Origin of the sequence: Agromyces sp. CF514 (genome assembly GCF_900113185.1) — a bacterium.
Classification (GTDB): Bacteria; Actinomycetota; Actinomycetes; order Actinomycetales; family Microbacteriaceae; genus Agromyces.
In genome coordinates this window covers 160,055-184,924 of the sequence record NZ_FOZD01000001.1, presented here as the reverse complement: position 1 = coordinate 184,924, position 24,870 = coordinate 160,055, and the positions used below count along the sequence as shown (strand labels likewise).

Genomic DNA, 24,870 nt, shown 5'->3' with positions numbered 1-24,870 from the left:
CGTTCGTCGGCGGTGGGGGTTGGGTCAGGGACCCGTGCCCAGACTAGGGGCCGGGCGCGACCCGACGGGGATCCCGGAAGGATGGGAACGAGGAGACGGGTACCGACGGGGCCTCCCGGCGCGCGGACGGCGAGCGTAGCGTCGAGTCCATGAGCATCATCCCCTCCCTCACGTTGAACAACGGCGTCGAGATGCCCTCGCTGGGCTTCGGCGTCTACCAGTCCGCACCCGCCGAGACCGAGGCCGCGGTCGCCGAGGCGCTGCGGGTGGGCTACCGGCACGTCGACACGGCGGCGGCCTACCAGAACGAGCGCGAGGTGGGCCACGCGATCGCAGCCTCGGGCATCGACCGCGACGACCTCTTCATCGAGACGAAGGTCTGGATCAGCGACTACGGCTACGACGAGACCCTGCACGCGTTCGACAAGTCGGCCGGCAAGCTCGGCCTCGACCAGATCGACCTGTTGATCCTGCACCAGCCGCTGCCGACGGCCTTCGACCGCACGCTCGAGGCGTACCGGGGGCTCGAGCGGCTGCATGCCGACGGCCGGGTGCGCGCGATCGGCGTGAGCAACTTCATGCCCGAGCACCTCGAGTCATTGCTCGCGGTCGCCGAGGTCGTCCCGACCGTCAACCAGATCGAGGTGCATCCGTTCTTCCAGCAGCGCGAGGTGCTCGCGCTCGATGCGGAGCACGGGATCCTGAACCAGGCGTGGTCGCCGATCGGCGGCATCACCTTCTATCGCGAGGGCCAGGGAGGCAGCACGCTCGACGACCCGACCATCGCCGAGATCGCGGCGGCGCACGGCAAGTCGCCTGCTCAGGTCATGCTGCGCTGGCACCTGCAGGAGGGCCGCTCGGCGATTCCGAAGTCGGTCAGCCCCGGCCGCATCGCCGAGAACTTCGACGTGTTCGACTTCGAGCTGACCGATGACGAGCTCGCGCGCATCGACGCCCTCGACGTCGGCGTGCGGCGCGGCCCCGAGCCGGTCGACATCACGCTCGAGCGGTTCGGCATGCCGGTTCCCGAGGCCTGATTCCGGCAGCGGCCGGCGGATGCCGGCGGATGCCGGCGGTGTCCGCCGTGCGCCGGCAGGCCGAACCCCCCGAACCCGTCGCTCTACCGCCGGCCGGTGCTCGACGGTACGTTGGGGACACCGTCAGGATCAGGGGGTTCCATGCGGGTTCGGGGTCGCACGTTCGCCATCGTCGCAGCGCTGGGGTTGGTCGGCGTGTTCGTGGTGCCGGCCGCGGCGTCGGCGATCGTCATCGCGCCGACCGCCGAACCGGTGCGCCCGCTGCTCGTCACGTACGTGGCGCGCCAGTGCGACGAGTACACCGACGTCATGGCGAACAAGGCCAGGAACAACATCCAGGAGTCCCTGCGCGACCTCGGGCCCGACACGACGTATCCGAGCAACGGCATCATCACGGTCGCCGACGAGGTCGCGGGCTCGCCGAACTGCCGACCGCTCGACGGCTGGCGCTTCACGATCGGCGAGTGGTACACGGGAAAGACCCCGGCCACCTTGAACCTCAGCACCGTCACCGACGCGTACGCGACCGACGTGGTCACGCAGGCGTCGACGCCAGAGCTGAACGCCGCCGGCCAGCCCAACGGCGGCACGATCGAGGGTGCGGTCACGGTCGAGCTCGATCCCGCGCAGGCGGAGGTCGTGCGCACGGGCGGCCGCCTCTGGGTGCAGGGCGGCACGCCGACCTCGCCGCTCAACGGGCAGCAGGAGCAGTACGGCTACGCTGCGCTGCGCTGTTCGCAGGATGCCTACAACGGCGACAACGTCGAGTACGTCACCTTCGCCTCGCAGCAGACGCACGTGTTCTGCTACTACTACGCGGTCACGCCCCCGCCCGAATCCGGCACCATCATCGTGCGCAAGCAGCTCGCCCCCGACAACATCGGCGGCACGACGTTCCGCTACGACGGAAACCTCTCGTACGGCGACACGAACGGCGACGGCGTCACCGACTTCACGCTCTCGCCGACGTCGACCACGGCGGCTTCGCAGACGTTCATCCGCGGCGCCGTCGGTCCCGACGACCCGGCATGGGAGTTCACCGAGGCGGATGTCGCGGGCTGGTCGCCCGCGAGCGACCCCGTATGCACGTCGTCGCAGTCGACGAGCGAATTGACGGTCGACGCCGAGACGGGCTCGGTCGCCGTCAGGCTCGGCGCCGGGGACACCGTGACGTGCACGTTCACGAACACGCGCGACCTCAGCGGGCCCGGAACCCTCCGCAAGATCACGCTGGGCGCCGGGGGCACGTTCCCGTTCTCGATCGACGGACCCGCTCCGACGGAGGATCGGACCGCCTCGGTCACGACGACCTTCGCGGGCGAGGAGGCCGTGGTGGTCGACAGCCTCGGCGCGGTGCCGGGCACCTACACGGTGACCGAGACGCTGCCGGGCCCGACGGCCGCCGGCAGTTGGGAGGCGCTGAGCGCCGAGTGCAACGACGAGCCGGTGCCGATCACCGCGAACGGTCTCGAGCGCACCGGCAGCGTGGACCTCTCGGTGGGTGAACCGTTCGACTGCGTCGTCGTCAACGAGTTCACGCCGGGCGGCTCGATCGAGATCCGCAAGACGACGACGCCGGTCGCCGGGTCCGCGTCGTTCGAGGTGACCGAGCTCCAGCCCGACAATGGCCCCGATGCGCCGGGCGAGCTGGTGTACACCGGCGAGGTCACGACCGAGACCCCTGAGACGGCGACCGACGTGGACTGGGTGGGCGACGCACCCGATGCGCTCATCGTGGATCCGGCGGCGACCTACGGCATCCAGGAGCTGTTGCCCGCGCCGAGCGCCCAAGGCTCCTGGATCACGACCGCGGTCGACTGCGGGCCGAACGACTTCACGGCCGATCTCGTGCGATCGAGCGCGACGGTCGTGCTGACGGCCGAGAACCCGGACGCGGTCTGCGACTTCACGAACGAGTTCCTCCCCGCGGGTTCGCTCGACATCGTGAAGCGCACATCGCCCGACCTCGCACTGCGCCCCGACGCCGCACTGTTCGAGGTGCAGTGCACGCCCGACTCGCTCTACGCGTTCGAGGTGCCCGCCGGCGAGGCTGAACGCGAGGTCGGACCGGCAGTGGTGCTCGGCAACGAGCAGTGCCGGGTGCTGGAGCAGAGCACGGGTGCCGCCGACGGGGTCGACGTGACCACGACCGCGTCGTACTCGGTCGACGGCGGGCCGCCGGTCGTGCTCGACCCCCCGTCGGCGAACTTCCCGGTCTCGCAGGGCACGTCTGTCGTGGTGACGATCGACAACGTGTTCGTGGCGCCGACGCCGACGCCGACGCCGACGCCGACTCCCACGCCGACGACCCCGGCGACGACCCCGGCGACGACCCCGGCGACCACGCCGCCGTCGGGTTCCGGCCTCGCATTTTCGGGCGTCGATGGCGTGGCGTTCCTCACGGCCGGCGCCGCGGCGCTGCTGGCCGGTGGCCTGGTGCTCGCTACGGTCGAGCGACGCCGGCGACGCGCCCGCGGCTGACGCCCGCAGCGATCACGCCCGCACGTGCTGTCAAGCGGCTGCCGCGGCATCCGCTTGTCCCGATCGCGCCCTCGATCTACACTGGCTGAGCGATATCGGAATAGCGTGTTCGTTTATAGAACACGCGGCGATCGCCACAACGACCCACGACGACGTGAGGAGAGCCCGTGCAGTTCCACCACCACGGCTACGTGTCCGGAGACCCGCGCATCGAGCCCGCCGCGGGCATCGGAATCGATCGCCCAGAGGCCCTGCCCGACGAGGTCGACGTGCTCATCGTCGGGTCGGGCCCGGCCGGCATGGTCGCCGCGGCGCAGCTCGCGCAGTTCCCGAACGTGTCGACCCGGCTCGTCGAACGCCGCGGCGGACGACTGGCGATCGGGCAGGCCGACGGCATCCAGGCGCGCAGCGTCGAGACTTTCCAGGCCTTCGGGTTCGCCGAGCGCATCATCGCCGAGGCCTATCGCATCACCGAGATGGCGTTCTGGAAGCCCGACCCCGAGAACCACGCGAACATCCACCGCGCGGCCGTCACCCCCGACGACCCCACCGGAATCAGCGAGTTCCCGCATCTCATCGTCAACCAGGCGCGCGTGCTCGACTACTTCGCCGAGTTCGCCCGCAACTCCCCCGGCCGCCTCGTGCCCGACTACGGGTGGGAGTTCGTCGGCCTCGAGGTCGCGCAACCCGGTCCGGCCGGTGAGCTGCCCGAGTATCCGGTCACCGTGACGCTCGAACGCGCGACCGGCGTGAGCGTCGGAGCCGGCGACGCCTCCCACGCGGTCGCCCTCGACGGCGAGCTCACCGGCGAGCGTCGCACGGTGCGCGCCAAGTACGTGGTCGGCGCCGACGGCGCGCGCAGCAAGGTGCGCGAGGCGATCGGCGCGCAGCACGTCGGCGCGCAGTCGTTCCACGCCTGGGGCGTCATGGACACGCTCGCGGTCACCGACTTCCCCGACATCCGCACGAAGTGCTCGATCCAGTCCGAGGCGGGCAACATCCTGCTCATCCCGCGCGAGGGCGGGCAGCTCTTCCGCATGTACGTCGACCTCGGCGAGGTGCCGGAAGACGATCACGGTGCTGTGCGCCAGACGACGCTCGAGCAGGTCATCGCGAAGGCGAACGACATCCTGCATCCGTATTCGCTCGACGTGCGCAACGTGCCATGGCACTCGGTCTACGAGGTGGGCCACCGCGTCACCGATCGCTTCGATGACGTACCGCTCGACGAGCAGGGCACCCGCACGCCGCGCGTGTTCATCACCGGCGACGCCTGCCACACGCACAGCGCCAAGGCCGGCCAGGGCATGAACGTCTCGATGCAGGACGGGTGGAACATCGGCTGGAAGCTCGGGCACGTGCTCGACGGCCGCGCCGACCCGGCGCTGCTCGAGACCTACCACGCCGAGCGGCACGTCGTCGCGAAGGAGCTCATCGACTTCGACCGCGAATGGTCGAAGCTCATGGCCACGAAGCCCGAAGACCTCGGCGACCCCGCCGAGCTCGAGGACTTCTACGTGCGCACGTTCGAGTTCCCGGCCGGGTTCATGACGCAGTACACGCCGTCGATGATCGTGGGCGATGACGGACACCAGCAGCTCGCGACCGGGTTCCCGGTCGGCAAGCGGTTCAAGTCCGCGCCAGTCTCGCGCGTGTGCGACGGCAATCCGGTGCACCTCGGGCACCACCACCGCGCCGACGGCCGGTGGCGCATCTACGCGTTCGCCGACGGCGCGATCTCGCGGGCGGATGACTCGGCGCTGGCGTCGTGGGCCGCCTGGCTCGCCGAGGCATCCGACTCTCCATTGGCCGTGCACGTGCCCGACGGCGGGAGCTTCGACGACCTGTTCGACGTGAAGGTCGTCTACCAGCAGCCGCACGGCGAGGTGGACCTCATGCAGACGCCGGCGGTGTTCCGGCCCGCGACCGGGCCGTTCGGCCTCACCGACTACGAGAAGGTCTACGGGGTCGACCCCGAGCACGACGTCTTCGAGGAGCGCGGCCTCTCACGCGACGGCGTGGTCGTGGTCGTGCGCCCCGACCACTACGTCGCGCAGGTGCTGCCGCTCTCGGCGACGGCCGAGCTCGCCGAGTTCTTCCGGGGAGCGCTGCTGTCGCGCTGACGCGGACGGCGATGGTCTACGGCCCCTCCGCCCGGATCAGTCGACCGCGCCGCCGAAGTAGACCTCCACCTCCCGCACGCGACCGTCCCTGACCGTCGTCGCCTCGGTGTTCCGCCACCTGCGACCGTTCACCAGGTACTCGTAGCGATGCAGGACGACCCCGTCCGCCTCCACGAGTTGCAGGGTTCGCGCCGGTTGATCGAAGTGTCCGGCCGTCGGGAAGCATCGCTCGAGCCAGGCGGCCTTGTCGAGATGATCGTCCTGGGGACTCGTGAACACGAAGTCATCGGCCATGAGGCTTTCTGCCCGTTCGCGGTTCTGCTCACGGAACGCGCGCATGAAGGCATCGACGGTCTCCACGCTGCTGAGCTCGCTCATGCCCGCAGGCTACTCAGTGATCGCCTCGCCGGCCAGGTGTCGGGCACACCGGAGCAGGACCTCGATCTCCCCGGATCCGGATGTCCGTGGCGTGCCGGATCATGGCGGCATGCCGATCGATGACGCTTCCGACGCACGACTTGTCGTGCTCTACGCGACCGACACGATGGCCGACTGGGAGTACGGCCATCTGGTCGCCGGACTGGGCATGACGAAGGGTGCCCACCGGCTCGTCGTCGCCGGCGAGACGACCGGCATCGTGCGCACGGCCGGCGGTCTCGCACTCCAGCCCGACGCGGCACTCGAAGACCTCGACGTCGACCGCATCGCGATGCTCGTGCTTCCCGGTGCGTCGACTTGGGCGAGCGGGCACGACGAGGTCCTGGCCCTCGCGACCCGGCTCGAGGCCGAGGGGGTCGCGGTGGCCGCGATCTGCGGCGGCACGCTCGGCCTCGCGCGCACCGGCATGCTCGATGATCGTCGCCATACGAGCAACGCCCCCGAGTACCCCGCCTTCGCGGCCGAGTACCGCGGCGCGAGCCGATACGAGCAGGCCCCGACCGTGGTCGACCGGCAGGTGATCACCGCCTCCGCGACGGCTCCGCTCGAGTTCGCGAAGACGGTGTTCGAGGTGCTCGGCTCGGTTCGCCGACCCGTGCTCGAAGCCTGGTACGCCCTCTACTCCACCGGAGACCCGAAGTACTACTACGCGCTCGTCGAACTCGGCTGATCCGGATCCCGTTGTCTGCCGCGCTCAGGCGCCGTACGCGCGTCGCACGCTCGCGGCGGCGGCCGTGAGACGCGCTGCGATCTCGGCCTCGGGGCGCGAGAACGACACGTGGATCACGGCGATCGCCGCGTGCGGCTGCCCGGGGAGCTCGAGCGGCACCGCGACCGACCGGAGTGAGGGCACGACCTCGTCGTGGCTCACGGCGTAGCCCCGCTCGCGGCTCTCGGCGATCTCGGCGCGCAGGGCGGGCGTCGCGGCATCCGCCCACTGGTGCTCGGGCAGCGACAGCAGGATCGCCTTGCCGGGGCCGCCGCGCGTGAGCGGATGCCGGTGGCCCGGGCGGTACGACACGACCGCCATGCTCTGGCGGGGCGCCGCGCTCACGAGCGTCGCGGCTTCGTCGGCGTCGACCTGCACCGCGAGCAGGCAGGTCATGCCGAGTTCGTTGGCGACCTCGCTGAGCTCGGGCAGGGCGACCTGCTGCAGGTCGCGAGCAACGCCCGAGGCGAGGGCGGCGAGCCCGGTGCCGAGCGTGATGCGGCCGGCGTTGTCGCGGGCGACGAGCCCGTGGTCCTCGAGCGTGCGCAGCAGCCGGTAGGCGACCGAGCGATGCACGCCGAGCTGGGCGGCGAGCTCGTCGATCGAGAGGTTGCGGTCGGCGTCGGCGAGCAGTTCGAGCAGGCGGATGCCGCGGCTCAGCGTCTGGGATCCCGCGCTGCCCGTGCCCTCGGCCGCCATGCCGTCCCCTTCGAATCGCGTTCGATATCCGAACATACCCGACGGAATGCGAGCTGTCGCCTCGCGAGAACGTGACCCGGCACGCGGCGGGCAGGTGAACACGCACAGACGTGCACGGCCGCACCCGTGCGCCCGCGGCATCCGCTCGATAGCGTTGAAGTCGGTGCTGCGCGCCGTCGCAGTGCGACGATCCGGGGGGAGATGCATGTACTACAGCAGCGGAAACTACGAGGCCTTCGCGCGCCCGCGCAAGCCCGAAGGGGTCGACGAGAAGACGGCCTGGTTCGTGGGCGCGGGGCTCGCGTCGATGTCGTCGGCCGTGTTCATGATCCGAGACGGCCAGTTGCCGGGCTCGAAGATCACGATCCTCGAGGAGCTCCACCTGCCGGGCGGTGCGCTCGACGGCATCAGGAAGCCGAAGAAGGGTTTCGTCATCCGCGGAGGGCGCGAGATGGAGGACCACATGGAATGCCTGTGGGACCTCTTCCGCACCATCCCCTCTCTCGAGATCGAGGGCGCGAGCGTGCTCGACGAGTTCTACTGGCTCAACAAGGACGACCCGAACTACTCGCTCTGCCGGGTGACCGAGAAGCAGGGGCAGGACGCCCACACCGACAAGCTGTTCACGCTGAGCGCCAAGGCGCAGAAGGACATCGTGGACATCATCCTCGCCACCCGCGAGCAGGTGGAGGGCAAGCGCATCACGGATGTCTTCGGGGCAGACTTCCTCGCGAGCAACTTCTGGCTGTACTGGCGCACGATGTTCGCGTTCGAGGAGTGGCACTCGGCGCTCGAGATGAAGCTCTACCTGCACCGCTTCATCCACCACATCGGCGGACTGCCCGACCTCTCGGCCCTCAAGTTCACCAAGTACAACCAGTACGAGTCGCTCGTGCTGCCCATGTACCGGTGGCTGCTCGACCAGGGCGTCACCTTCCGGTTCTCGACGACCGTGACCGACATCGACTTCGAGATCACGGCCGATCGCAAGCAGGCGACCCGCATCCATTGGGTCGACGAGCACGGCGACGGCGGAGTCGACCTCGGCGAGCACGATCTCGTGCTCGCCACGATCGGCTCGCTCACCGAGAACTCCGACGAGGGCGATCACCACACCCCGGCCGTGCTCAAGACCGGTCCGGCACCCGCTTGGGACCTGTGGCGCAGGATCGCCGAGAAGGATGCGGCGTTCGGGCACCCCGACGTCTTCGCCGGCAACTTCGCCGAGACCAAGTGGGAGTCCGCGACGATCACGACGCTCGACGAGCGCATCCCCGCGTACATCGAGAAGATCGCGCAGCGCGATCCCTTCAGCGGCAAGGTCGTCACCGGCGGCATCGTCACCGCGAAGGACTCGAGTTGGCTGCTCAGCTGGACGGTCAACCGTCAGCCGCACTTCAAGAACCAGTCGCCCGACGAGATCGTCGTGTGGTTCTACTCGCTGTTCTCCGACGTGCCGGGCGACTACGTGAAGAAGACGATGCAGGAGTGCACCGGCGAGGAAATCACGCAGGAGTGGTTGTTCCACTTGGGCGTTCCCGTGGGCGACATCCCCGAGCTCGCTGCGAATGCCGCCACCGCGGTGCCCGTCATGATGCCGTACATCGACTCGTTCTTCATGCCGCGGCGTGCGGGCGATCGTCCGGACGTCGTGCCCGAGGGTGCCGTGAACTTCGCGTTCATCGGCCAGTTCGCCGAGACGACGCGCGACACGATCTTCACGACCGAGTACTCCGTGCGCACGGGCATGGAGGCCGCGTACCGGTTGCTCGGTGTCGACCGAGGAGTGCCGGAGGTCTTCAACTCGACGTACGACATCCGGTGGCTGCTCAAGGCCACGAACCGTCTGGCCGACGGCGAGGCCGTGCACATCCCCGGACCGAACTTCGTCAAGGGTCGCGTGCTCGACAAGCTCGACAACACGCAGATGGGCGAACTGCTCACCGACTTCGGCCTGATCCCCGCGCACGGCGGCACCGCCCCGCGCACGAGGGCCGACGACGCCATCGAGTGACCTGAACGCCCGCGAGCGTCCCGGCATTTCTGCTGGGTGAAAGAATCGCGGATCCTTCACGGCCACGGCGAAGAAACATCGGCGTAGGGGTCGACAGCGACCCCTACGCTGATCCCCGAGCACGACCACCCGAACGGCTGCCACCGGCATCCGCGGAACGCATCGGAAGGTGCTGCCCGCGGCGCCGAACAGCGCCTATGGTGGTGCTCGCAGCACCGTCGCCGCACCGCACGTCAGTGCACCCGAGGCGTCGGCCGCCCAAGCCGCAGCGCCGCACCAGCGGGCGCCTCGACGTGAAGGAGCACCCATGTCCCGCATCGGGATCGTGACCGAGCACAGCCCCGAGTCTCGCGTCGCCGCGACGCCCGCGACCGTGAAGCAGCTCGTCGCCCTCGGCTACGAGGTGTCCGTCGAGGCCGGAGCGGGCGCGCGGTCGTCGTTCCCCGATGCCGCGTACGTCGAGGCGGGCGCCGAGATCACCTCGCGTGCGACGGCGCTCGGCAGCGAGATCGTGCTCCTCGTGAATGCGCCCACCGAGGCCGACATCGCGGCGCTCGTTCCCGGCTCGACGATCGTCGGACTGCTCGCGCCCGCGTTCAACCCGGCGCTGCTGCAGGCGCTCGCCGACCACGGCGTCACCGCGCTGGCGATGGACGCCGTGCCCCGCATCTCCCGTGCGCAGTCGATGGACGTGCTGAGCTCGATGTCGAACATCTCGGGCTACCGCGCGGTCGTCGAGGCCGCGCACGAGTTCGGCCGGTTCTTCACGGGCCAGGTGACGGCGGCGGGCAAGGTGCCGCCGGCGAAGGTGCTCGTCGCCGGTGCGGGCGTCGCCGGTCTCGCGGCGATCGGCGCAGCATCGAGCCTCGGGGCGATCGTGCGCGCGACCGACCCCAGGCCCGAGGTGGCCGACCAGGTGAAGTCGATCGGCGGCACGTACCTCAAGGTCGAGGTCGCCGAGCAGATGCAGTCGACCGACGGGTACGCGAAGGCCACGAGCGAGGACTACGACCGGCGCGCAGCGGAGATCTACTCCGAGCAGGCCGCCGACGTCGACATCATCATCACGACCGCGCTGATCCCGGGTCGACCGGCGCCGAAGCTCATCACGGCGGCGGATGTCGCGAGCATGCGCTCGGGCAGCGTCGTCGTCGACATGGCGGCGGGCCAGGGCGGCAACGTCGCCGGCTCGGTCGCGGGCGAGCGCGTCGTCACGCCGAACGGGGTCACGATCCTCGGCTACACGGATCTCGCCTCGCGCCTGCCCACGCAGGCCTCGCAGCTCTACGGCACGAACGTCGTGAACCTGCTCAAGCTCCTGACGCCGGGCAAGGACGGCGAGCTCGTGCTCGACTTCGACGACGTCGTGCAGCGCTCGGTGACGGTCACCCAGCCCGGATCGGTCACATGGCCGCCCCCGCCGGTGCAGGTGTCGGCGGCGCCGGCCGCGGCATCCGCTGCTCCGGTCGAAGCCGGCGCGAAGCCCGCGAAGCCGGCGCGCACACCGATGACACCGGTCAAGAAGGTTTCGCTCGTCGCGCTCGGCATCGCCGCGTTGTTCGCCGTCAACGCCGTGGCGCCGCCGCCGCTCCCCCAGCACTTCACGGTGCTCGTGCTCTCGGTGGTCGTCGGCTTCTACGTGATCGGCAAGGTCGCGCATGCCCTGCACACTCCGCTCATGAGCGTCACGAACGCCATCTCGGGCATCATCGTCGTCGGCGCCATGGTGCAGATCACGAGCCCCGAGCCCGTGGTGCAGGTGCTCGCCGCGGTGGCGGTGCTGCTCGCCTCGATCAACGTCTTCGGCGGTTTCGCCGTCACCCGACGCATGCTCGCGATGTTCGCGCGCGGACACGCCTCGGAGGCCGCGGCCCCCGGGGCCGCCGCCGCAGGCCGCAACGACTGACGCCCGAGAACCCGACCAGGAGCCCGAAAACGTGCCAGAGACCACCGCACTGCTCACCCCGGCGTCGATCGCCGGAGCCGCGTACATCGTCGCCGCGCTGCTGTTCATCCTCAGCCTCGCAGGCCTCAGCAGGCAGGAAACCGCCAAGGCCGGTGTCGGCTACGGCATCGCCGGCATGGCCATCGCGCTCATCGCCACCGTCGGCGTCGTCGTCGCGGATGCCTGGGGTTCGCCGCAGGCGACGCTCGGCCTCAGCCTCCTCGCGGGGGCCGTGCTCATCGGCGGGGCGATCGGCCTCTGGAGGGCCCGCGTCGTCGAGATGACCGGCATGCCCGAGCTCATCGCCCTGCTGCACAGCTTCGTCGGCCTCGCCGCGGTGCTCGTCGGCTGGAACGGGGCCCTCGAGGAAACCCCCATGACCGGTGCGCTGCTCGACATCCACCATGCCGAGGTCTTCATCGGCGTCTTCATCGGCGCCGTCACCTTCACCGGTTCGATCGTCGCGTTCCTCAAGCTCTCGGCGCGCATGAAGTCCGCACCGCTCATGCTGCCGGGCAAGAACGCGCTCAACCTCGGTGCCCTCGTCGCCTTCGTCGTGCTCACGGTCTGGTACGTCATCACCCCCGAGCTCTGGCTGCTCGTCGTCGTGACCGCCCTCGCCCTCGCCCTCGGCTGGCACCTCGTCGCCTCGATCGGCGGCGGTGACATGCCCGTCGTCATCTCGATGCTGAACAGCTACTCGGGCTGGGCCGCGGCCGCGGCGGGCTTCCTGCTGAACAACGACCTGCTCATCGTGACCGGCGCACTCGTCGGCTCGTCCGGTGCGTACCTCTCGTACATCATGTGCAAGGCCATGAACCGCTCGTTCATCTCGGTCATCGCGGGCGGGTTCGGCATCGCCGCGCCCACCTCCTCCGGCGAGGTGCAGGGCGAGACGCACGAGATCCAGGCATCGGATGCCGCCGCGCTGCTGCGCGACGCGACCAGCGTCATCATCACGCCCGGCTACGGCATGGCCGTCGCGCAGGCGCAGTACCCGGTCGCCGAGCTGACGGCGAAGCTGCGTGAGCGGGGCATCGGCGTGCGCTTCGGCATCCACCCCGTCGCCGGGCGCCTGCCGGGGCACATGAACGTGCTGCTCGCCGAGGCGAAGGTGCCCTACGACGTCGTCGAGGAGATGGACGAGATCAACGACGACTTCGCCGAGACCTCGGTCGTGCTCGTCATCGGCGCGAACGACACCGTGAACCCCGCAGCCTCGGAGGACCCGGGCAGCCCGATCGCCGGCATGCCCGTGCTGCGCGTCTGGGAGGCCTCGAACGTCATCGTGTTCAAGCGCTCGATGGCCGCCGGGTACGCCGGGGTCGCGAACCCCCTGTTCACGCGGGACAACGCCCAGATGCTCTTCGGCGACGCGAAGGACCGGGTCGAGGACATCCTGCGGGCGCTCTGACGCACGGCCGGCCGCGGCGCTGCCGCGCCGTCCGGCCGCTGCGCGGGCCGCGCCGTCCGGCCGCTGCCGGCTCACAGGTTCGCGCGCCCGCGACGCGTAGGATGGATCGGTACCCCCCTCCGAAGTGAAAGAGGTCGCCGTGGCCACCGCCCGCGATGCCGCCCCGGAGCGCGCCCAGTACTGGGTCGTCCCGGTCGTCCGCGGACTCCTCGCCCTCGTGCCGGCCGTGGTCATCACGTTCTCGCAGGACCACTCGGCCGCCTTCGGCCTGAAGGCGTTCGGCGTCTGGGCGGTCGTGTCCGGCCTCGTGGTCGGCGCGCTCGCGCTGCGCAAGCTCGAGGACCGCGGCATCCGCTCGCTCTTCGCGATCAATGCCGTCGTGACCGTCGTCGCCGGCCTGCTCGCGCTCACTGTGCCGGGCGGACTGCCGTTCCTGCTGTTCCTCGTGAGCGCGTGGGCCGCGGTCACGGGCTTCGTCGAGCTCTACGCGGGCCTGCGCGGCCGCGGTCGCACCGCCGCCGCGCGCGACTGGATCGTCGGCGGCGCATTCACGGCGATCCTCGCCATCGTCTTCCTGCTGCTGCCGCCCGACACGGTCACCGCCGTGGGCCTCATCGGCGGATACCTCGTGGTGCTCGGCGTCTACCTGCTCATCGGAGGCTTCTCGTTGAAGTGGGCCGAAGCGGCCGACGCCCAGACATCCGGATCGGAGCGTCTCTCGTGAGCAAGCCCCCTGGCGACTACCAGCCGAGCCGTCGCGAGGTGCTCCGCCCGGCGGAGTACGTCGGCGGCGCGGCCATCGCCGCGATCTTCGTCGGCGTCATCACGCTCGGCGTCACGCGCGACCTCGTGCTCGCGGCCATCGGCACTGGCGGCGTGTTCATCATCGTGCTCGTCGTGCTCGCGCTGCTGGCGATGACCATCAAGCCCGATGCCGCGGAGTCGGCCGAACTCGACGACGACGCCGCTGCACGGGCAGAGCGCGACGGCGACGCGCCCACGGGCGACGCGCCTGGCACGCCCGAGGCCCCCAGGGCTCACTGACCTCGACTTCGGCTGCCCGATTCATCAGCCGGCGGACACGTCGGCCGCGGAGCGAGCGTTCGGGAGGAGATCCGCGCCGCGGGAGGAGCCGATCCGCGATGCGGTCCTCCCCTCGCGGCAGTCTCCTCCCGAACGCGAGAGCAACGCTGCGCCGAGCGCGAGGTCAGATGCGGTCGACCAGGCTCGACGCGATGCCCGTGTAGGTGCCGGGCGTGAGCGCGAGCAGGCGCTGCTTCGCGTCGTCGCCGATCTCGAGGCCGTTCACGAACTCGACGAGGTCGGCCTGACCGATGCGCTTGCCGCGCGTGAGCTCCTTGAGCAGCGCGTACGGGTCGGCGATGCTCGAGCGGCCCGCGGCGACCTCGGCGCGGATGACGGTCTGGATCGCCTCGCCGAGCACCTCCCAGTTGCCGTCGAGGTCTGCCGCGAGCACGTCGAGGTCGAGGTCGATCTCGCCGAGACCGCGCTGGATGTTGTCGAGCGCGAGCATCGAGTGGCCGAAGCCGACGCCGATGTTGCGCTGCGCGCTCGAGTCGGTGAGGTCGCGCTGCATGCGGCTCGTGACGAGTGTCGCGGCGAGCGAGTCGAGCAGGGCGCTCGACAGCTCGAGGTTCGCCTCGGCGTTCTCGAAGCGGATCGGGTTGACCTTGTGCGGCATGGTCGACGAACCGGTCGCGCCCGCGACGGGCGTCTGGCGGAAGATGCCGAGCGAGATGTAGGTCCAGATGTCGGTCGCGAGGTTGTGCAGCACGCGGTTCGCGTGCGAGATGCGGCCGTAGAGCTCGGCCTGCCAGTCGTGCGACTCGATCTGGGTGGTCAGCGGGTTCCACGTGAGGCCGAGCGATTCGACGAAGTCGCGCGAGACCTCGGGCCACGAGACATCCGGAGCCGCGACGACATGCGCAGAGAACGTGCCCGTCGCGCCAGAGAACTTGCCCAGGTACTCGGTGGCCTCGACCTGCTTCGCGATGCGCTCGAGGCGGTAGACGAAGACCGCGAGCTCCTTGCCCATGGTCGAGGGCGTCGCCGGCTGCCCGTGCGTACGAGAGAGCATGGCGTCGTCGCGGTGCGCGACGGCGAGCTCGGCGATCGCCGCGATGACGGCACGGTACTTCGGCAGCCAGACCTGCTGCACCGCGTCGCGCACGGTCACCGCGTACGACAGGTTGTTGATGTCCTCGCTCGTGCACGCGAAGTGCGTGAGCTCGGCGAGGCGATCGAGGCCGAGGTCGCTGAGCCGACGGCGCACGTAGTACTCGACGGCCTTGACGTCGTGGCGCGTGGTGGCCTCGAGCGAGGCGAGCTCGTCGATGTCGGGCTGGCCGAACTCGGTCACGACACGGCGCAGGGCGGCCTGCTGGTCGGCGGAAAGGGGCGAGGTTCCGAAGAAGCCGCGGTCGGTCTGCGCGATGAGCCATTCGACCTCGACGTGCACGCGAGCGCGGTTCAGGCCGGCTTCGGAGAGGTGCTCGCCGAGGGTTCCGACGGCGGCGCGGTACCGTCCGTCGAGCGGGCTGAGCGGCTGGGGAGGCAGCGAAGTCATCGGATTCCTTGTCTGAGAGCGGGAGCGAGTTGGCGGAAGAGCGCCTGCGTCGCCTGCTCTATCATCCCAAGAACTCGATCGAAGGCCGCTGAGTCCGAGTAGTAGGGGTCCGGGACGTCCTGCAGCACGGCGAGTTCCGCGTCGAACTCGAGCAGCAGCCGAACCTTCTGCTGGTCGGCCGAGCCGTGCGCCCAGTTGCGCAGGATGCGCGCCTGGCCGCGGTCGAACGCGACGACGAGGTCGAGGTTCGGGAAGTCGGTCGGGTCGAACTGGCGGGCGCGATGGCGCGACCCGTCGTAGCCCGCGCGCTCGAGGGCCTCGATCGTGCGCCGGTCGGCCTGCTCGCCGACGTGCCAGTCTCCGGTCGCCGCCGATTCGATCTGGATGCGCGAGGAGACTCCCTCGCGTTCGGCGAGCGAGCGCAGCACGGCCTCTGCCATCGGCGACCGGCAGATGTTGCCCGTGCAGACGAATGACACTCGGAACGGCTGCGCGGATCCCCCAGCGGCGTCCGCACGCGTCATGCCCTCAATCATGGCGGCGATGCGCGCCGGGCGCAGCAGAATCTTGGGGCGTACGCTGACCAGCGTCCGCGTACGGAGGAGGAGTGCGACGATGGCCGATGCGCCGGAGCCCGACCTGCACCCCGACGAGGCGCTCGTGGTCCGACTCGTCGCGGCGCAGCATCCCGACCTCGCGGGGCCGGTGCGCCGCGAGACCAACGGGTGGGACAACGTGATGTTCCGGCTCGGCGACGACCTCGCGGTGCGGATGCCGCGGCGCGAGCTCGCGGTTCCCCTCGTGCTGCACGAACAGCGGTGGCTCCCCGGGCTCGCCGCCGGGCTTCCGGTGCCGGTTCCCGCGCCGATCCGGGCGGGCGCGCCCGCCCCCGAGTTCGGGTACGACGCCCCCTGGAGCATCGTGCCGTGGCTTCCGGGATCCGCGGCCCTCGGGTTCTCGGAGCCCGCGAGGGATGCCGCGGCCGACGCCCTCGCGGAGTTCGTGTTCGCGCTCGGGGCGCCCGCGCCCGCCGACGCGCCTCGCAACGCGTTCCGCGGCGTGCCGCTGGCCGCGCGCGACGCCTCGGTGCGCGCGCGGCTCGCCGGCGGTCGTGTGGCCGACCCCGAGGGCGTGGGGCGTGCGTGGGATCGGGCGCTCTCGGCATCCGTCTGGCAGGGACCGCCGTGCTGGCTGCACGGCGACCTGCACCCCGGCAACCTGCTGCTGCACGACGACGGATCGCTCGCCGCGGTCGTCGACTTCGGCGACCTCACGTCCGGGGACCCTGCGACCGATCTCGCGACGGCCTGGCTGACGTTCGGCCGGCACGGGCGCGAGCGGTTCGAGCGGCGCGTCGAGGCCCTCATGGGGGCGGGAACCGGGCGAGGCGCCCGCATCGATGCCGCGAAGTGGGAGCGTGCGCAGGGCTGGGCCCTCGTGCTGGCCACGGCGATGGTCGACGCGACCGATGCGCGCAGTCCGCTCGGTCGCCTCGGCGCGCGCGTGCTGGCGGAGATCGTGAACGAGCACGTCTGACCGCCCCTCCACAGTCGTGGCCCACGAGGCCGGTTCGGATGACGGATGCCGCGGGCCGCAGCCCGAAGCGCGCCATCGCGAGACTGGCGCGATGACGACGAACGACGCCTACGACCGCGCGATGCTGGCGATCTGGAGCGGCACCGCGGCGACGCCCGAACAGGTCTCCGCCGTGCGGAGCCTCCGCGACGACGTTCGCGAGCTCGCCGAGGACCTCGCCGTCGGTGCTCGAACCGAGCTGCCCGAGGCGCCTGTCGAGTGGTGCTCGCCCGCGGGCACCGCGTATGCGGAGGTGCTCGTCGGGCTTCGCGAGACGCTCGGCTCGATCGCCGCCGAACTCGTGAGGGCCGAGGGCGGGTTGTCGTCGTGCGCACACGCCCTGCAGACGAGGGTCGACGACCTCGACGCGGCACTCGCCATGCGGCCGGCCTCGTGAGCGACACCCTGACGATCGGGGGCGCCGGGTCGACGTCGGTCGCCGTCGACACGCTCTTCGCCGATGCGAGCCGCCTCGCACGGGCCGAGGCGGTCGTGCAGCGCTGGATCGAGCGCCTCGACCGGATCCGCACGAGGTCGCTGCACCTCGCCGACGAAGCGTCGGCGAGCGGGTCGCTCCCCTGGCCCGAGGCGGAGGTGCGCTCGGCGGGCGAACGTCTCGTCGAGGTCGCCGCGCGGGTATCCGAGGCGCGGCGCGCGCTGGAGCAGAGCGCCGAACGGTACGGCTGGACCGAGCGGCTCGTCAGTGCGCTGTGGGACCTCGGCGGCGAGCTCGGGGCCCGCGCGCTCGGGTTCGTGGGGCCGCAGGCGCTCGCCGGCTCGCTGATCGCGATGCTGCCGCTCGTGCTGCCGGCCGCCGTGGTGTTCGGTCTGGCGCACGCGTTCGGTGCGGAGCCCGAGACCGCGATCACGGGCTCGACGCGACGGTGGCTCGAGCAGCATCGCGGCATCCTCGGCGATCCGGCGTTCGTGCGACTCGTGCGAACGTCCGCCGACCATGCCGACGACGTGCTGCTCGCCGCGATGCACGTGCCGGGTGCCGCAGGCGTCGGGCGCATGATCGGTGCGCCCGAGAGCGCGTCGCTGCTGCTCGGAGCGGCCGGCGTGCTGGGGCTGACGACCGGGCGGACCCTCGTCGACGGCCCGGTCGGTGTCGCACGCGTCAGCGGCGCACGCGTCGGCGTCGCCCCGTCGCATCAGTCGGCCGTCGCACCGCCGCCGACGCCGGGTGTCGCGATCCCGCCGAGCGGCTACGAAGACGTGGCGGAGCGCATCCCGCGCAGTGACGGAACCGCCCAGGTGGCCGTCGAGCGCTACTCCGTCGACGGCGAGAATCGCTGGATGGTCTACATCGGCGGCACGGTCGACTTCGGCATCGTGGCCGGCGCGCAGCCGTTCGACATGACCTCGAACGTGCACGGCATCGCCGACGACTCGCCGATCGACGGCATTCGCCCCGTCGGAGCCGATTCGGGCGCGGCCGAACGCGCCGTCCGCGAGGCCCTCGTTGCGGCCGGAGCCGAGCCCGACGACCCGATCCTCGCGGTCGGGCACTCGGGCGGCGGCGTGATCGCGGCCGGCCTCGCCGCGGACCCCGAGCTCAACGTGGTCGGCGGCATGAACCTGGGCGGGCCGGTGGCCTCGGCGCAGATCCCCGACGGGCGAGCGTTCATCTCGGTCGAGCACGAGGACGACCTCGTTCCCGCCACCGGCGGCTCAGGACACGCGTCGAGCGTGCAGGTCGTCTCGCGTCGGGCGGTGGAGCCCGGCTACGACGGCGCCGTCGTGCTGCCCGCCCACCAACTCGTCGAGTACGGCCGCACGATGGCCCTGATGGACGAATCCGACGATCCGCGGCTCACCGCGTTCCGCGCCCGCATCGTCGCGTTCACGGGCGGCACCGTCGGCGAACGCACCGAGTGGCGAGCCGAACGGGAGTAGCAGGTCGGCATCCGGGGAGAGCCCGATCAGGGGCCGGCGCCGCGGTCAGTCCCGGCTCGGCCGCACCACGAGGCCGATGAGCCAGCTGAAGAGGCCGAGCACGAGGGCCCCGAGCACGCCCCACCAGAAGCTCTCGACCACGAGGCCGAAGCCCATGAGGTCGCTGAGCCAGTCGACGATCAGCAGCAGCAGGCCGTTCACGATGAAGGAGATGAGTCCGAGGGTCAGGACGTACAGCGGGAAGGCGATCACCCGGATGAACGTGCCGATGATCGCGTTCACGAGGCCGAAGATCGCCGCGACGAGCAGGTACGTGAGCACCGTTCCGATCGTGGTGTCCTCGTACGGCACGACATTGACGCCGTCGACGAGCAGGGTCGTGAGCCAGAGGGCGAATGCGACGACGAGGACCTTGATGAGGAAGCGCATGAGGCCACTCTCGCAGACGCGACGCGGCATGGGCGAGAAGGTAGCGTGGAAACCGTGACCATTCCCGAGTCGACGGCGCCGGGCATCCGCCTCCGCCCTGAGATCGCCGCGCTTCCCCCGTACCGACAGGGGCGCCCTGCGCCCGCCGAGGGCTACAAGCTCTCCAGCAACGAGAATCCGTTCGATCCGCTCCCCGGCGTGGTCGAGGCGGTCGCGGCGACGGCGTCGCAGATCAACCGGTACCCCGACGCGACCGCGCTCGCCCTGCGCGAGCGGCTCGGCGAGCGATTCGGCGTCACGTCCGACGAGGTGCTCATCGGCGACGGCTCGGTCGCGCTGCTCGCGCAGTTCATCCTCGCGGCCGCCGCGCCGGGCGACGAGGTGCTCTACTCCTGGCGTTCGTTCGAGGCCTATCCGGGCCTCGTGACCGTCGCAGGCGCGAAGAGCGTGCAGATCCCGAACCGAGCCGACCACGGGCACGACCTCGACGCCATGGCGGCCGCGATCACCGACCGCACGCGCGTGGTCATCGTCTGCTCCCCCAACAACCCGACCGGGGTCGCGGTGACCGCGGCCGAGTTCGAGGCGTTCATGGCACGCGTGCCCGGCGACCTGCTCGTGCTGCTCGACGAGGCCTACATCGAGTTCGTGCGCGACAAGGCATCCGTCGACGGCCGCACGCTCATCGGCCGGTACCCGAACCTCGTCGTGCTGCGCACGTTCTCGAAGGCCTACGGCCTCGCCGGACTCCGAGTCGGCTACGCGATCGGCCCCGTGCCGATCCTCGATGCGGCGCGTTCGACGGCGATCCCGCTCGGGGTCACGGCAGCCGCCGGAGCCGCGGGCATCGCCTCGCTCGAGCCTGCGGCCGAGGCCGAACTGCTGGCCAGGGTCGACGAGCTGGTCGAGCGCCGGGGGCGTCTCCACGCCGGCCTGCTCGCGCAGGGCTGGGCCGTTCCGGACGCCCAGGGCAACTTCGTCTGGCTGCCGACGGGCGACGCCACGACCGCCGTGGCCGAGCGCCTGTTCGATGCAGGAGTCGTCGTGCGCGCCTTCCCGCCCGAGGGCATCCGCGTGTCGATCGGCGAGCACGAGTCTGTCGATATCCTCCTCGGGATTCTCGAAGAGCTTGTACCGCGTTCACAAGAAGGGCGCCCCGAGTAGCGGGTAGCGTGAAACTCGTGGTCGCCCAGGAACGAGAATTCACCGCGCCGACGGTGCAACTGCTGACCCCTGAGGGAGCGCTCCGGCCCTCCCCCGAGGCCGAGGCCTACCTTCCGCTGATCGAGGCGCTCGGCGACGCCGAGCTCGAGCAGTTCCACCGGGACATGGTCATCTCGCGTCGCCTCGACGTCACGGGCGCCAACCTGCAGCGCCAGGGCCAGCTCGCCCTCTGGGTGCCGAGCCACGGCCAAGAGGCGGCGCAGGTCGGTTCCGCGCGAGCCTCGCGTCCGCAGGACCACATCTTCCCGTCGTACCGCGAGCACATCGTGGGCATGATCCGCGGGCTCGACCCGGTGCGCATCCTCGGGCTGCTGCGTGGGGCGACCCTCGGCGGGTGGAACCCCGCCGAGAACGGCAACTTCCACCTCTACACGCTCGTCCTGGCCTCGCAGACGCTGCACGCGACGGGCTACGCCATGGGCATCAAGTTCGACGGCGCGTCGGGCACGGGCGACCCCGAGACGGATGCCGCGGTGCTGGTGTACTACGGCGACGGCTCGACCTCGCAGGGCGACGCCAGCGAGGCGCTCGTGTTCGCCGCGAGCTACCAGGCGCCCGAGGTCTTCTTCGTGCAGAACAACCAGTGGGCGATCTCGGTGCCGGTCTCCCGGCAGTCGCGCACCCCGCTCTCGCTCCGCGGCGCGGGCTTCGGCATGCCGAGCCTGCGCATCGACGGAAACGACGTGCTCGTGAGCTACGCGGCCACCCGCGTCGCGCTCGAAGAGGCCCGCGCGGGCCAGGGGCCGAGCTTCATCGAGGCGCTCACGTACCGCATGGGCGCGCACACCACGGCCGACGACCCCACCAAGTACCGCACCGACGACGAGGTCGCCTACTGGGCCGAACGCGACCCGATCATCCGCTACCGCGCGTGGCTCGAGTCCCGCGGCGCCTCGGCGGCGTTCTTCGACTCCGTCGACGAAGAGGCGGCGGATGTCGCGAGCGACGTCCGCAAGCGGGCCCTCGAGCTCACGGCGCCGACGCGCGAGACGATCTTCGAGCACGTGTACAGCGAGGCGCACCCGCTCATGGTCGAGCAGGCGGCCTGGCTCCAGGCCTACGAGACCGGATTCGAAGGAGGCGCGGCATGAGCACCGACATCGAGGAGCAGCTGCAGGCCGGAGCGATCGAGCCGGCCACGGCGACCGAGTCGAACGTGCCCGCGCCCGCGGGCGACGACGCCGGGGCATCCGCAGTCCGGGCCGAACCGGGCGTGAAGGGCGTGCAGACCCTGTCGATGGCCAAGGCCATCACCGCCGGCCTCCGCGAGGCGCTGCGCGCCGACGAAAAGGTGCTGCTCATGGGCGAGGACATCGGTCCGCTCGGCGGCGTGTTCCGCGTCACCGAGGGACTGCAGGCCGAGTTCGGCGACCACCGCGTGCTCGACACCCCGCTCGCCGAGTCGGGCATCGTCGGCACGGCCATCGGCCTCGCGATGCGCGGCTACCGGCCCGTGCTCGAGATCCAGTTCGACGGGTTCATCTTCCCGGCGTTCGACCAGATCACGACGCAGCTGTCGCGCATGAACCTGAGGCACGACGGCCGCATGCCGATGCCGATCGTGATCCGCGTGCCGTACGGCGGGCACATCGGCTCGATCGAGCACCACCAGGAGAGTCCCGAGGCGTACTTCGCGCACACGCCCGGACTGCGCGTCGTCAGCCCGTCGAGCCCGCACGATGCGTACTGGATGATCCAGGAGGCCATCGCCTCGAACGACCCGGTGCTGTTCTTCGAGCCCAAGAGCCGGTACTGGCCGAAGGGCCCGGTCGACCTCGATCGCTCAGGTGTCGCGCTGCACGCGAGCCGCGTCATCCGCTCGGGCACCGATGTCACGGTCGTCGGGCACGGCGCGATGATCTCGACCCTGCTGCAGGCCGCCGACATCGCCGCGGGCGAAGGCACGAGCCTCGAGGTCGTCGACCTGCGCTCGCTCTCCCCCATCGACTACGGGCCGCTGCTCGAGTCGGTGAACCGCACCGGCCGGCTCGTCGTCGCGCAAGAGGCGTACGGCTCGGTCAGCGTCGGCTCCGAGATCGCGGCGACCGTCGCAGAGCGCGCCTTCTATTCGCTCGAGGCGCCCGTGCTGCGGGTGTCGAGCTTCGACACGCCGTTCCCGCCGGCCGCACTCGAGACCGAGTACTTGCCGAGCCCCGACCGGGTGCTCGAAGCCGTCGACCGCGCGCTCGCGTACTGACGACGACACACGAATTCAATATGACCTTGACGGCATAGATCGACTGCGAGGGTGGACATATGACTGAGATCCGGTTCCCGTTGCCCGACGTCGGTGAAGGACTCACCGAGGCCGAGATCGTCCAGTGGCGCGTCGCGCCCGGGGATTCGATCGTGCTCGACCAGGTCTTCGTCGAGATCGAGACCGCGAAGTCCCTGGTCGAGCTGCCGAGCGCATTCGAGGGCGTCGTGACCGAGCTGCTCGTCGCCGAAGGCGCGACGGTCGACGTCGGCACGCCCATCCTCGTGGTGCAGACGGCGGATGCCGCGGGCGCGCCCGCCGCGCCGGCACCCGCGCCTGCGGAGTCCGCCGTCGCGGCGGCTCCCGGTGCACCGGCCGCACCGCCGGCTGCCGCCGGCGCTCCCGCTGCTGCTCCTGGTGCGCCCGCTCCGGCGTCCACGGTCGCCTCGCACGCGCCCACCCCGTCCGAGGGCGGCGGTGCCGTACTGGTCGGCCACGGGTCGTCGGGCCCCGCCGGCACGCGCCGACGCCAGCGGCATCCGTCGCCGGGTGGCGCGCACGAGCACCTTGCCCCTACTCCGCCCGCTCCCCCGGCACCGGCGCCGGCACCTGCCGACGGCGCGGCGTCCGCGCCCGCGCGCCCCGACTCCGGCGTGCCCGTGATCGCGAAGCCGCCGATCCGCAAGCTCGCCAAGGACCTCGGCGTCGACCTCTCGCGCGTCGCGCCGACCGGGCCGATCGGCGACATCACCCGCGACGACGTGATCCGCGAGGCGAGCCAGGCGAGCGTGTTCCGCAACATCCAGACGCCCGAGGTGCCGTCGGATCGCGAGACGCGTATCCCGGTCAAGGGCGTGCGCAAGGCGATCGCGAGCGCCATGGTGCAGAGTGCATACTCCGCACCGCATGTGTCGGTGTTCGTCGATGTCGACGCCTCGCGCACCATGGAGTACCTGAAGCGGCTGAAGGCCTCGCCCGACTACGCCGGCATCCGGATCTCGCCGCTGCTGATCATGGCCAAGGCCATGCTCTGGGCCGTGCGCCGCAACCCGACCGTGAACGCGCAGTGGACCGACGACGAGATCATCGTGAAGCACTACGTGAACCTCGGCATCGCCGCGGCGACCCCGCGCGGACTGATCGTGCCGAACGTGAAGAACGCGCAGGACATGTCGATGGTCGAGCTGGCGACCGCGCTCGAGAAGCTGACGCTCACCGCCCGCGAGGGCAAGACGCAGCCGGCCGAGATGCAGGGCGGCACGATCACGATCACGAACATCGGCGTCTTCGGCATGGACACCGGCACCCCGATCCTGAACCCAGGCGAGGTCGGCATCGTCGCCCTCGGCACGATCAAGCAGAAGCCGTGGGTCGTCGACGGCGAGGTGCGCCCGCGCTTCGTCACGACGATCGGCGGATCGTTCGACCACCGGGTCGTCGACGGCGACGTGGTGTCGCGGTTCGTCGCAGACGTGGCGTCGATCATCGAGGAGCCGGCGCTGCTGCTCGAGTAGTCGAGGCGCCCCGGGCGTTCCGCGGGTCCGGTGCTAAGCGAGCCTGGTGCTCCGCGGGGCTGGAGACGATTCGCTCGTCTCTGCGGCGGCCTAGAAGCGGATCGCGTAGGTGATCGAGTCGTCGGTGCGCGCGTGCTCGGCCATGCCGGCCTGCTCGAGCACCCGACGGGCGGGCAGGTTCGAGATCTCGGCATCGGCACGCACGGTGCGCGCCCCGTTGGCGCGGGCCAGTGCGAGCGCCTCGCGCACGACCTGCGCCGCGAGGCCGCGGCCTCGCGCCGCCGGAACGAGGGCGAAGGCGAACTCGATGATCCCGTCGTCGGACAGCGGCCCGAACAGGTTCACCCCGCCCACGGCGGCGCCTGCGACGTCGCCGTCGGCCAGGTGCACGAGGTAGGGGCCGAACGGCGCCGGGTCGCCGGATGCCCGGACGGCATCGACGAACTCGCGCAGGAGCTCGGGCTCTTCGGTGAACGAATAGCCGCCCTCCCAGCCGTCGCGCGGGTCGACCTCGCCGGAGAGGAGCCGTTCGGCGTCTTCGACGGTGAACGGATGCAACGTGAGTGCGGGGGTCGTCGTATCCAC

22 protein-coding genes are annotated in these 24,870 nt (G+C 70.8%); 16 read left to right on the top strand and 6 right to left on the bottom strand.

The features are described from left to right. Window positions 1–149: 149 nt before the first annotated feature. From BM342_RS00845 to BM342_RS00835, 3 genes are all read left to right on the top strand, one after another. Window positions 150–1,037, top strand: a complete 888-nt coding sequence (locus tag BM342_RS00845; RefSeq protein ID WP_092963638.1) for an aldo/keto reductase — start codon at window positions 150–152, stop codon at window positions 1,035–1,037. A gap of 141 nt (window positions 1,038–1,178) precedes the next feature. Further along, a complete protein-coding gene (locus BM342_RS19725) occupies window positions 1,179–3,518 on the top strand; it encodes a prealbumin-like fold domain-containing protein (protein WP_092963636.1) in 2,340 nt (779 codons plus the stop codon). Window positions 3,519–3,685: 167 nt separating this feature from the next. Beyond that, a complete protein-coding gene (locus tag BM342_RS00835; RefSeq protein ID WP_092963634.1) occupies window positions 3,686–5,641 on the top strand; it encodes an FAD-binding monooxygenase in 1,956 nt (651 codons plus the stop codon). Window positions 5,642–5,677: 36 nt separating this feature from the next. Here BM342_RS00835 and BM342_RS00830 read toward each other — a convergent pair whose 3' ends face one another. Beyond that, window positions 5,678–6,019, bottom strand: a complete 342-nt coding sequence (locus tag BM342_RS00830; protein ID WP_092963632.1) for a nuclear transport factor 2 family protein — start codon at window positions 6,017–6,019, stop codon at window positions 5,678–5,680. Between the two features lie 109 nt (window positions 6,020–6,128). Here BM342_RS00830 and BM342_RS00825 point away from each other — a divergent pair, with 109 nt between their 5' ends. Further along, window positions 6,129–6,749 (top strand): DJ-1/PfpI family protein, encoded by a 621-nt coding sequence (locus tag BM342_RS00825; protein ID WP_092963630.1) that lies wholly within the window; start codon window positions 6,129–6,131, stop codon window positions 6,747–6,749. 24 nt (window positions 6,750–6,773) lie between these two features. On the opposite strand, the gene BM342_RS00820 is transcribed toward BM342_RS00825, so the two are convergent. Beyond that, the gene (locus BM342_RS00820; protein ID WP_092963628.1) at window positions 6,774–7,487 is read right to left on the bottom strand and encodes an IclR family transcriptional regulator; all 714 of its coding nucleotides are present in this window, start codon (window positions 7,485–7,487) and stop codon (window positions 6,774–6,776) included. Window positions 7,488–7,692: 205 nt separating this feature from the next. Between BM342_RS00820 and BM342_RS00815 the strand changes: the two genes are divergently transcribed. The 5 genes from BM342_RS00815 to BM342_RS00795 all read left to right on the top strand — a co-directional run bounded on the left by BM342_RS00815 (window position 7,693) and on the right by BM342_RS00795 (window position 13,904). After that, window positions 7,693–9,501: an oleate hydratase gene (locus BM342_RS00815; protein WP_092963626.1), complete on the top strand. Its 1,809-nt coding sequence runs from the start codon at window positions 7,693–7,695 to the stop codon at window positions 9,499–9,501. Between the two features lie 307 nt (window positions 9,502–9,808). Further along, entirely contained in the window at window positions 9,809–11,407 is a 1,599-nt protein-coding gene (locus BM342_RS00810) for a Re/Si-specific NAD(P)(+) transhydrogenase subunit alpha (protein WP_092963624.1), read from the top strand. A gap of 31 nt (window positions 11,408–11,438) precedes the next feature. Next, the gene (gene pntB / locus BM342_RS00805) at window positions 11,439–12,860 is read left to right on the top strand and encodes a Re/Si-specific NAD(P)(+) transhydrogenase subunit beta (RefSeq protein WP_092963622.1); all 1,422 of its coding nucleotides are present in this window, start codon (window positions 11,439–11,441) and stop codon (window positions 12,858–12,860) included. A 139-nt stretch (window positions 12,861–12,999) separates the two neighbouring features. Further along, entirely contained in the window at window positions 13,000–13,584 is a 585-nt protein-coding gene (locus BM342_RS00800; protein ID WP_092966331.1) for an HdeD family acid-resistance protein, read from the top strand. Then, entirely contained in the window at window positions 13,581–13,904 is a 324-nt protein-coding gene (locus tag BM342_RS00795; RefSeq protein WP_092963620.1) for a hypothetical protein, read from the top strand. Before BM342_RS00800 ends, BM342_RS00795 begins: the two co-directional genes overlap by 4 nt. Window positions 13,905–14,067: 163 nt before the next feature. Here BM342_RS00795 and purB read toward each other — a convergent pair whose 3' ends face one another. Beyond that, complete coding sequence (gene purB, locus BM342_RS00790; RefSeq protein WP_092963618.1) at window positions 14,068–15,447, bottom strand: adenylosuccinate lyase; 1,380 nt, start codon at window positions 15,445–15,447, stop codon at window positions 14,068–14,070. Beyond that, complete coding sequence (locus tag BM342_RS00785) at window positions 15,444–15,971, bottom strand: low molecular weight protein-tyrosine-phosphatase (protein ID WP_092963616.1); 528 nt, start codon at window positions 15,969–15,971, stop codon at window positions 15,444–15,446. The genes purB and BM342_RS00785 overlap by 4 nt, the downstream gene beginning before the upstream one ends. A 91-nt stretch (window positions 15,972–16,062) precedes the next feature. On the opposite strand from BM342_RS00785, the gene BM342_RS00780 reads away from it, so the two are divergent. From BM342_RS00780 to BM342_RS00770, 3 genes are all read left to right on the top strand, one after another. Beyond that, complete coding sequence (locus BM342_RS00780) at window positions 16,063–16,983, top strand: aminoglycoside phosphotransferase family protein (RefSeq protein ID WP_092963614.1); 921 nt, start codon at window positions 16,063–16,065, stop codon at window positions 16,981–16,983. Window positions 16,984–17,074: 91 nt separating this feature from the next. Next, window positions 17,075–17,419 carry a hypothetical protein gene (locus tag BM342_RS00775; RefSeq protein WP_092963611.1) on the top strand — a complete coding sequence of 115 codons (345 nt, stop codon included), beginning with the start codon at window positions 17,075–17,077 and terminating at the stop codon, window positions 17,417–17,419. Then, on the top strand, window positions 17,416–18,921 hold the full coding sequence (locus tag BM342_RS00770) for a hypothetical protein (RefSeq protein WP_092963609.1): 1,506 nt from the start codon (window positions 17,416–17,418) through the stop codon (window positions 18,919–18,921). The genes BM342_RS00775 and BM342_RS00770 overlap by 4 nt, the downstream gene beginning before the upstream one ends. A gap of 45 nt (window positions 18,922–18,966) precedes the next feature. Here BM342_RS00770 and BM342_RS00765 read toward each other — a convergent pair whose 3' ends face one another. After that, window positions 18,967–19,350, bottom strand: a complete 384-nt coding sequence (locus tag BM342_RS00765) for a phage holin family protein (RefSeq protein WP_092963608.1) — start codon at window positions 19,348–19,350, stop codon at window positions 18,967–18,969. 60 nt (window positions 19,351–19,410) lie between these two features. On the opposite strand from BM342_RS00765, the gene BM342_RS00760 reads away from it, so the two are divergent. From BM342_RS00760 to BM342_RS00745, 4 genes are all read left to right on the top strand, one after another. Continuing rightward, the gene (locus tag BM342_RS00760) at window positions 19,411–20,514 is read left to right on the top strand and encodes a histidinol-phosphate transaminase (RefSeq protein ID WP_369823145.1); all 1,104 of its coding nucleotides are present in this window, start codon (window positions 19,411–19,413) and stop codon (window positions 20,512–20,514) included. A 17-nt stretch (window positions 20,515–20,531) separates the two neighbouring features. Further along, window positions 20,532–21,665 carry a thiamine pyrophosphate-dependent dehydrogenase E1 component subunit alpha gene (locus BM342_RS00755; RefSeq protein ID WP_092966327.1) on the top strand — a complete coding sequence of 378 codons (1,134 nt, stop codon included), beginning with the start codon at window positions 20,532–20,534 and terminating at the stop codon, window positions 21,663–21,665. A 146-nt stretch (window positions 21,666–21,811) separates the two neighbouring features. Beyond that, window positions 21,812–22,771, top strand: coding sequence for an alpha-ketoacid dehydrogenase subunit beta (locus tag BM342_RS00750; RefSeq protein WP_255368738.1), 960 nt, complete (start codon window positions 21,812–21,814; stop codon window positions 22,769–22,771). 59 nt (window positions 22,772–22,830) lie between these two features. Beyond that, entirely contained in the window at window positions 22,831–24,285 is a 1,455-nt protein-coding gene (locus tag BM342_RS00745; protein WP_092963604.1) for a dihydrolipoamide acetyltransferase family protein, read from the top strand. 90 nt (window positions 24,286–24,375) lie between these two features. Here BM342_RS00745 and BM342_RS00740 read toward each other — a convergent pair whose 3' ends face one another. After that, on the bottom strand, window positions 24,376–24,870 hold the full coding sequence (locus tag BM342_RS00740) for a GNAT family N-acetyltransferase (RefSeq protein ID WP_177232002.1): 495 nt from the start codon (window positions 24,868–24,870) through the stop codon (window positions 24,376–24,378).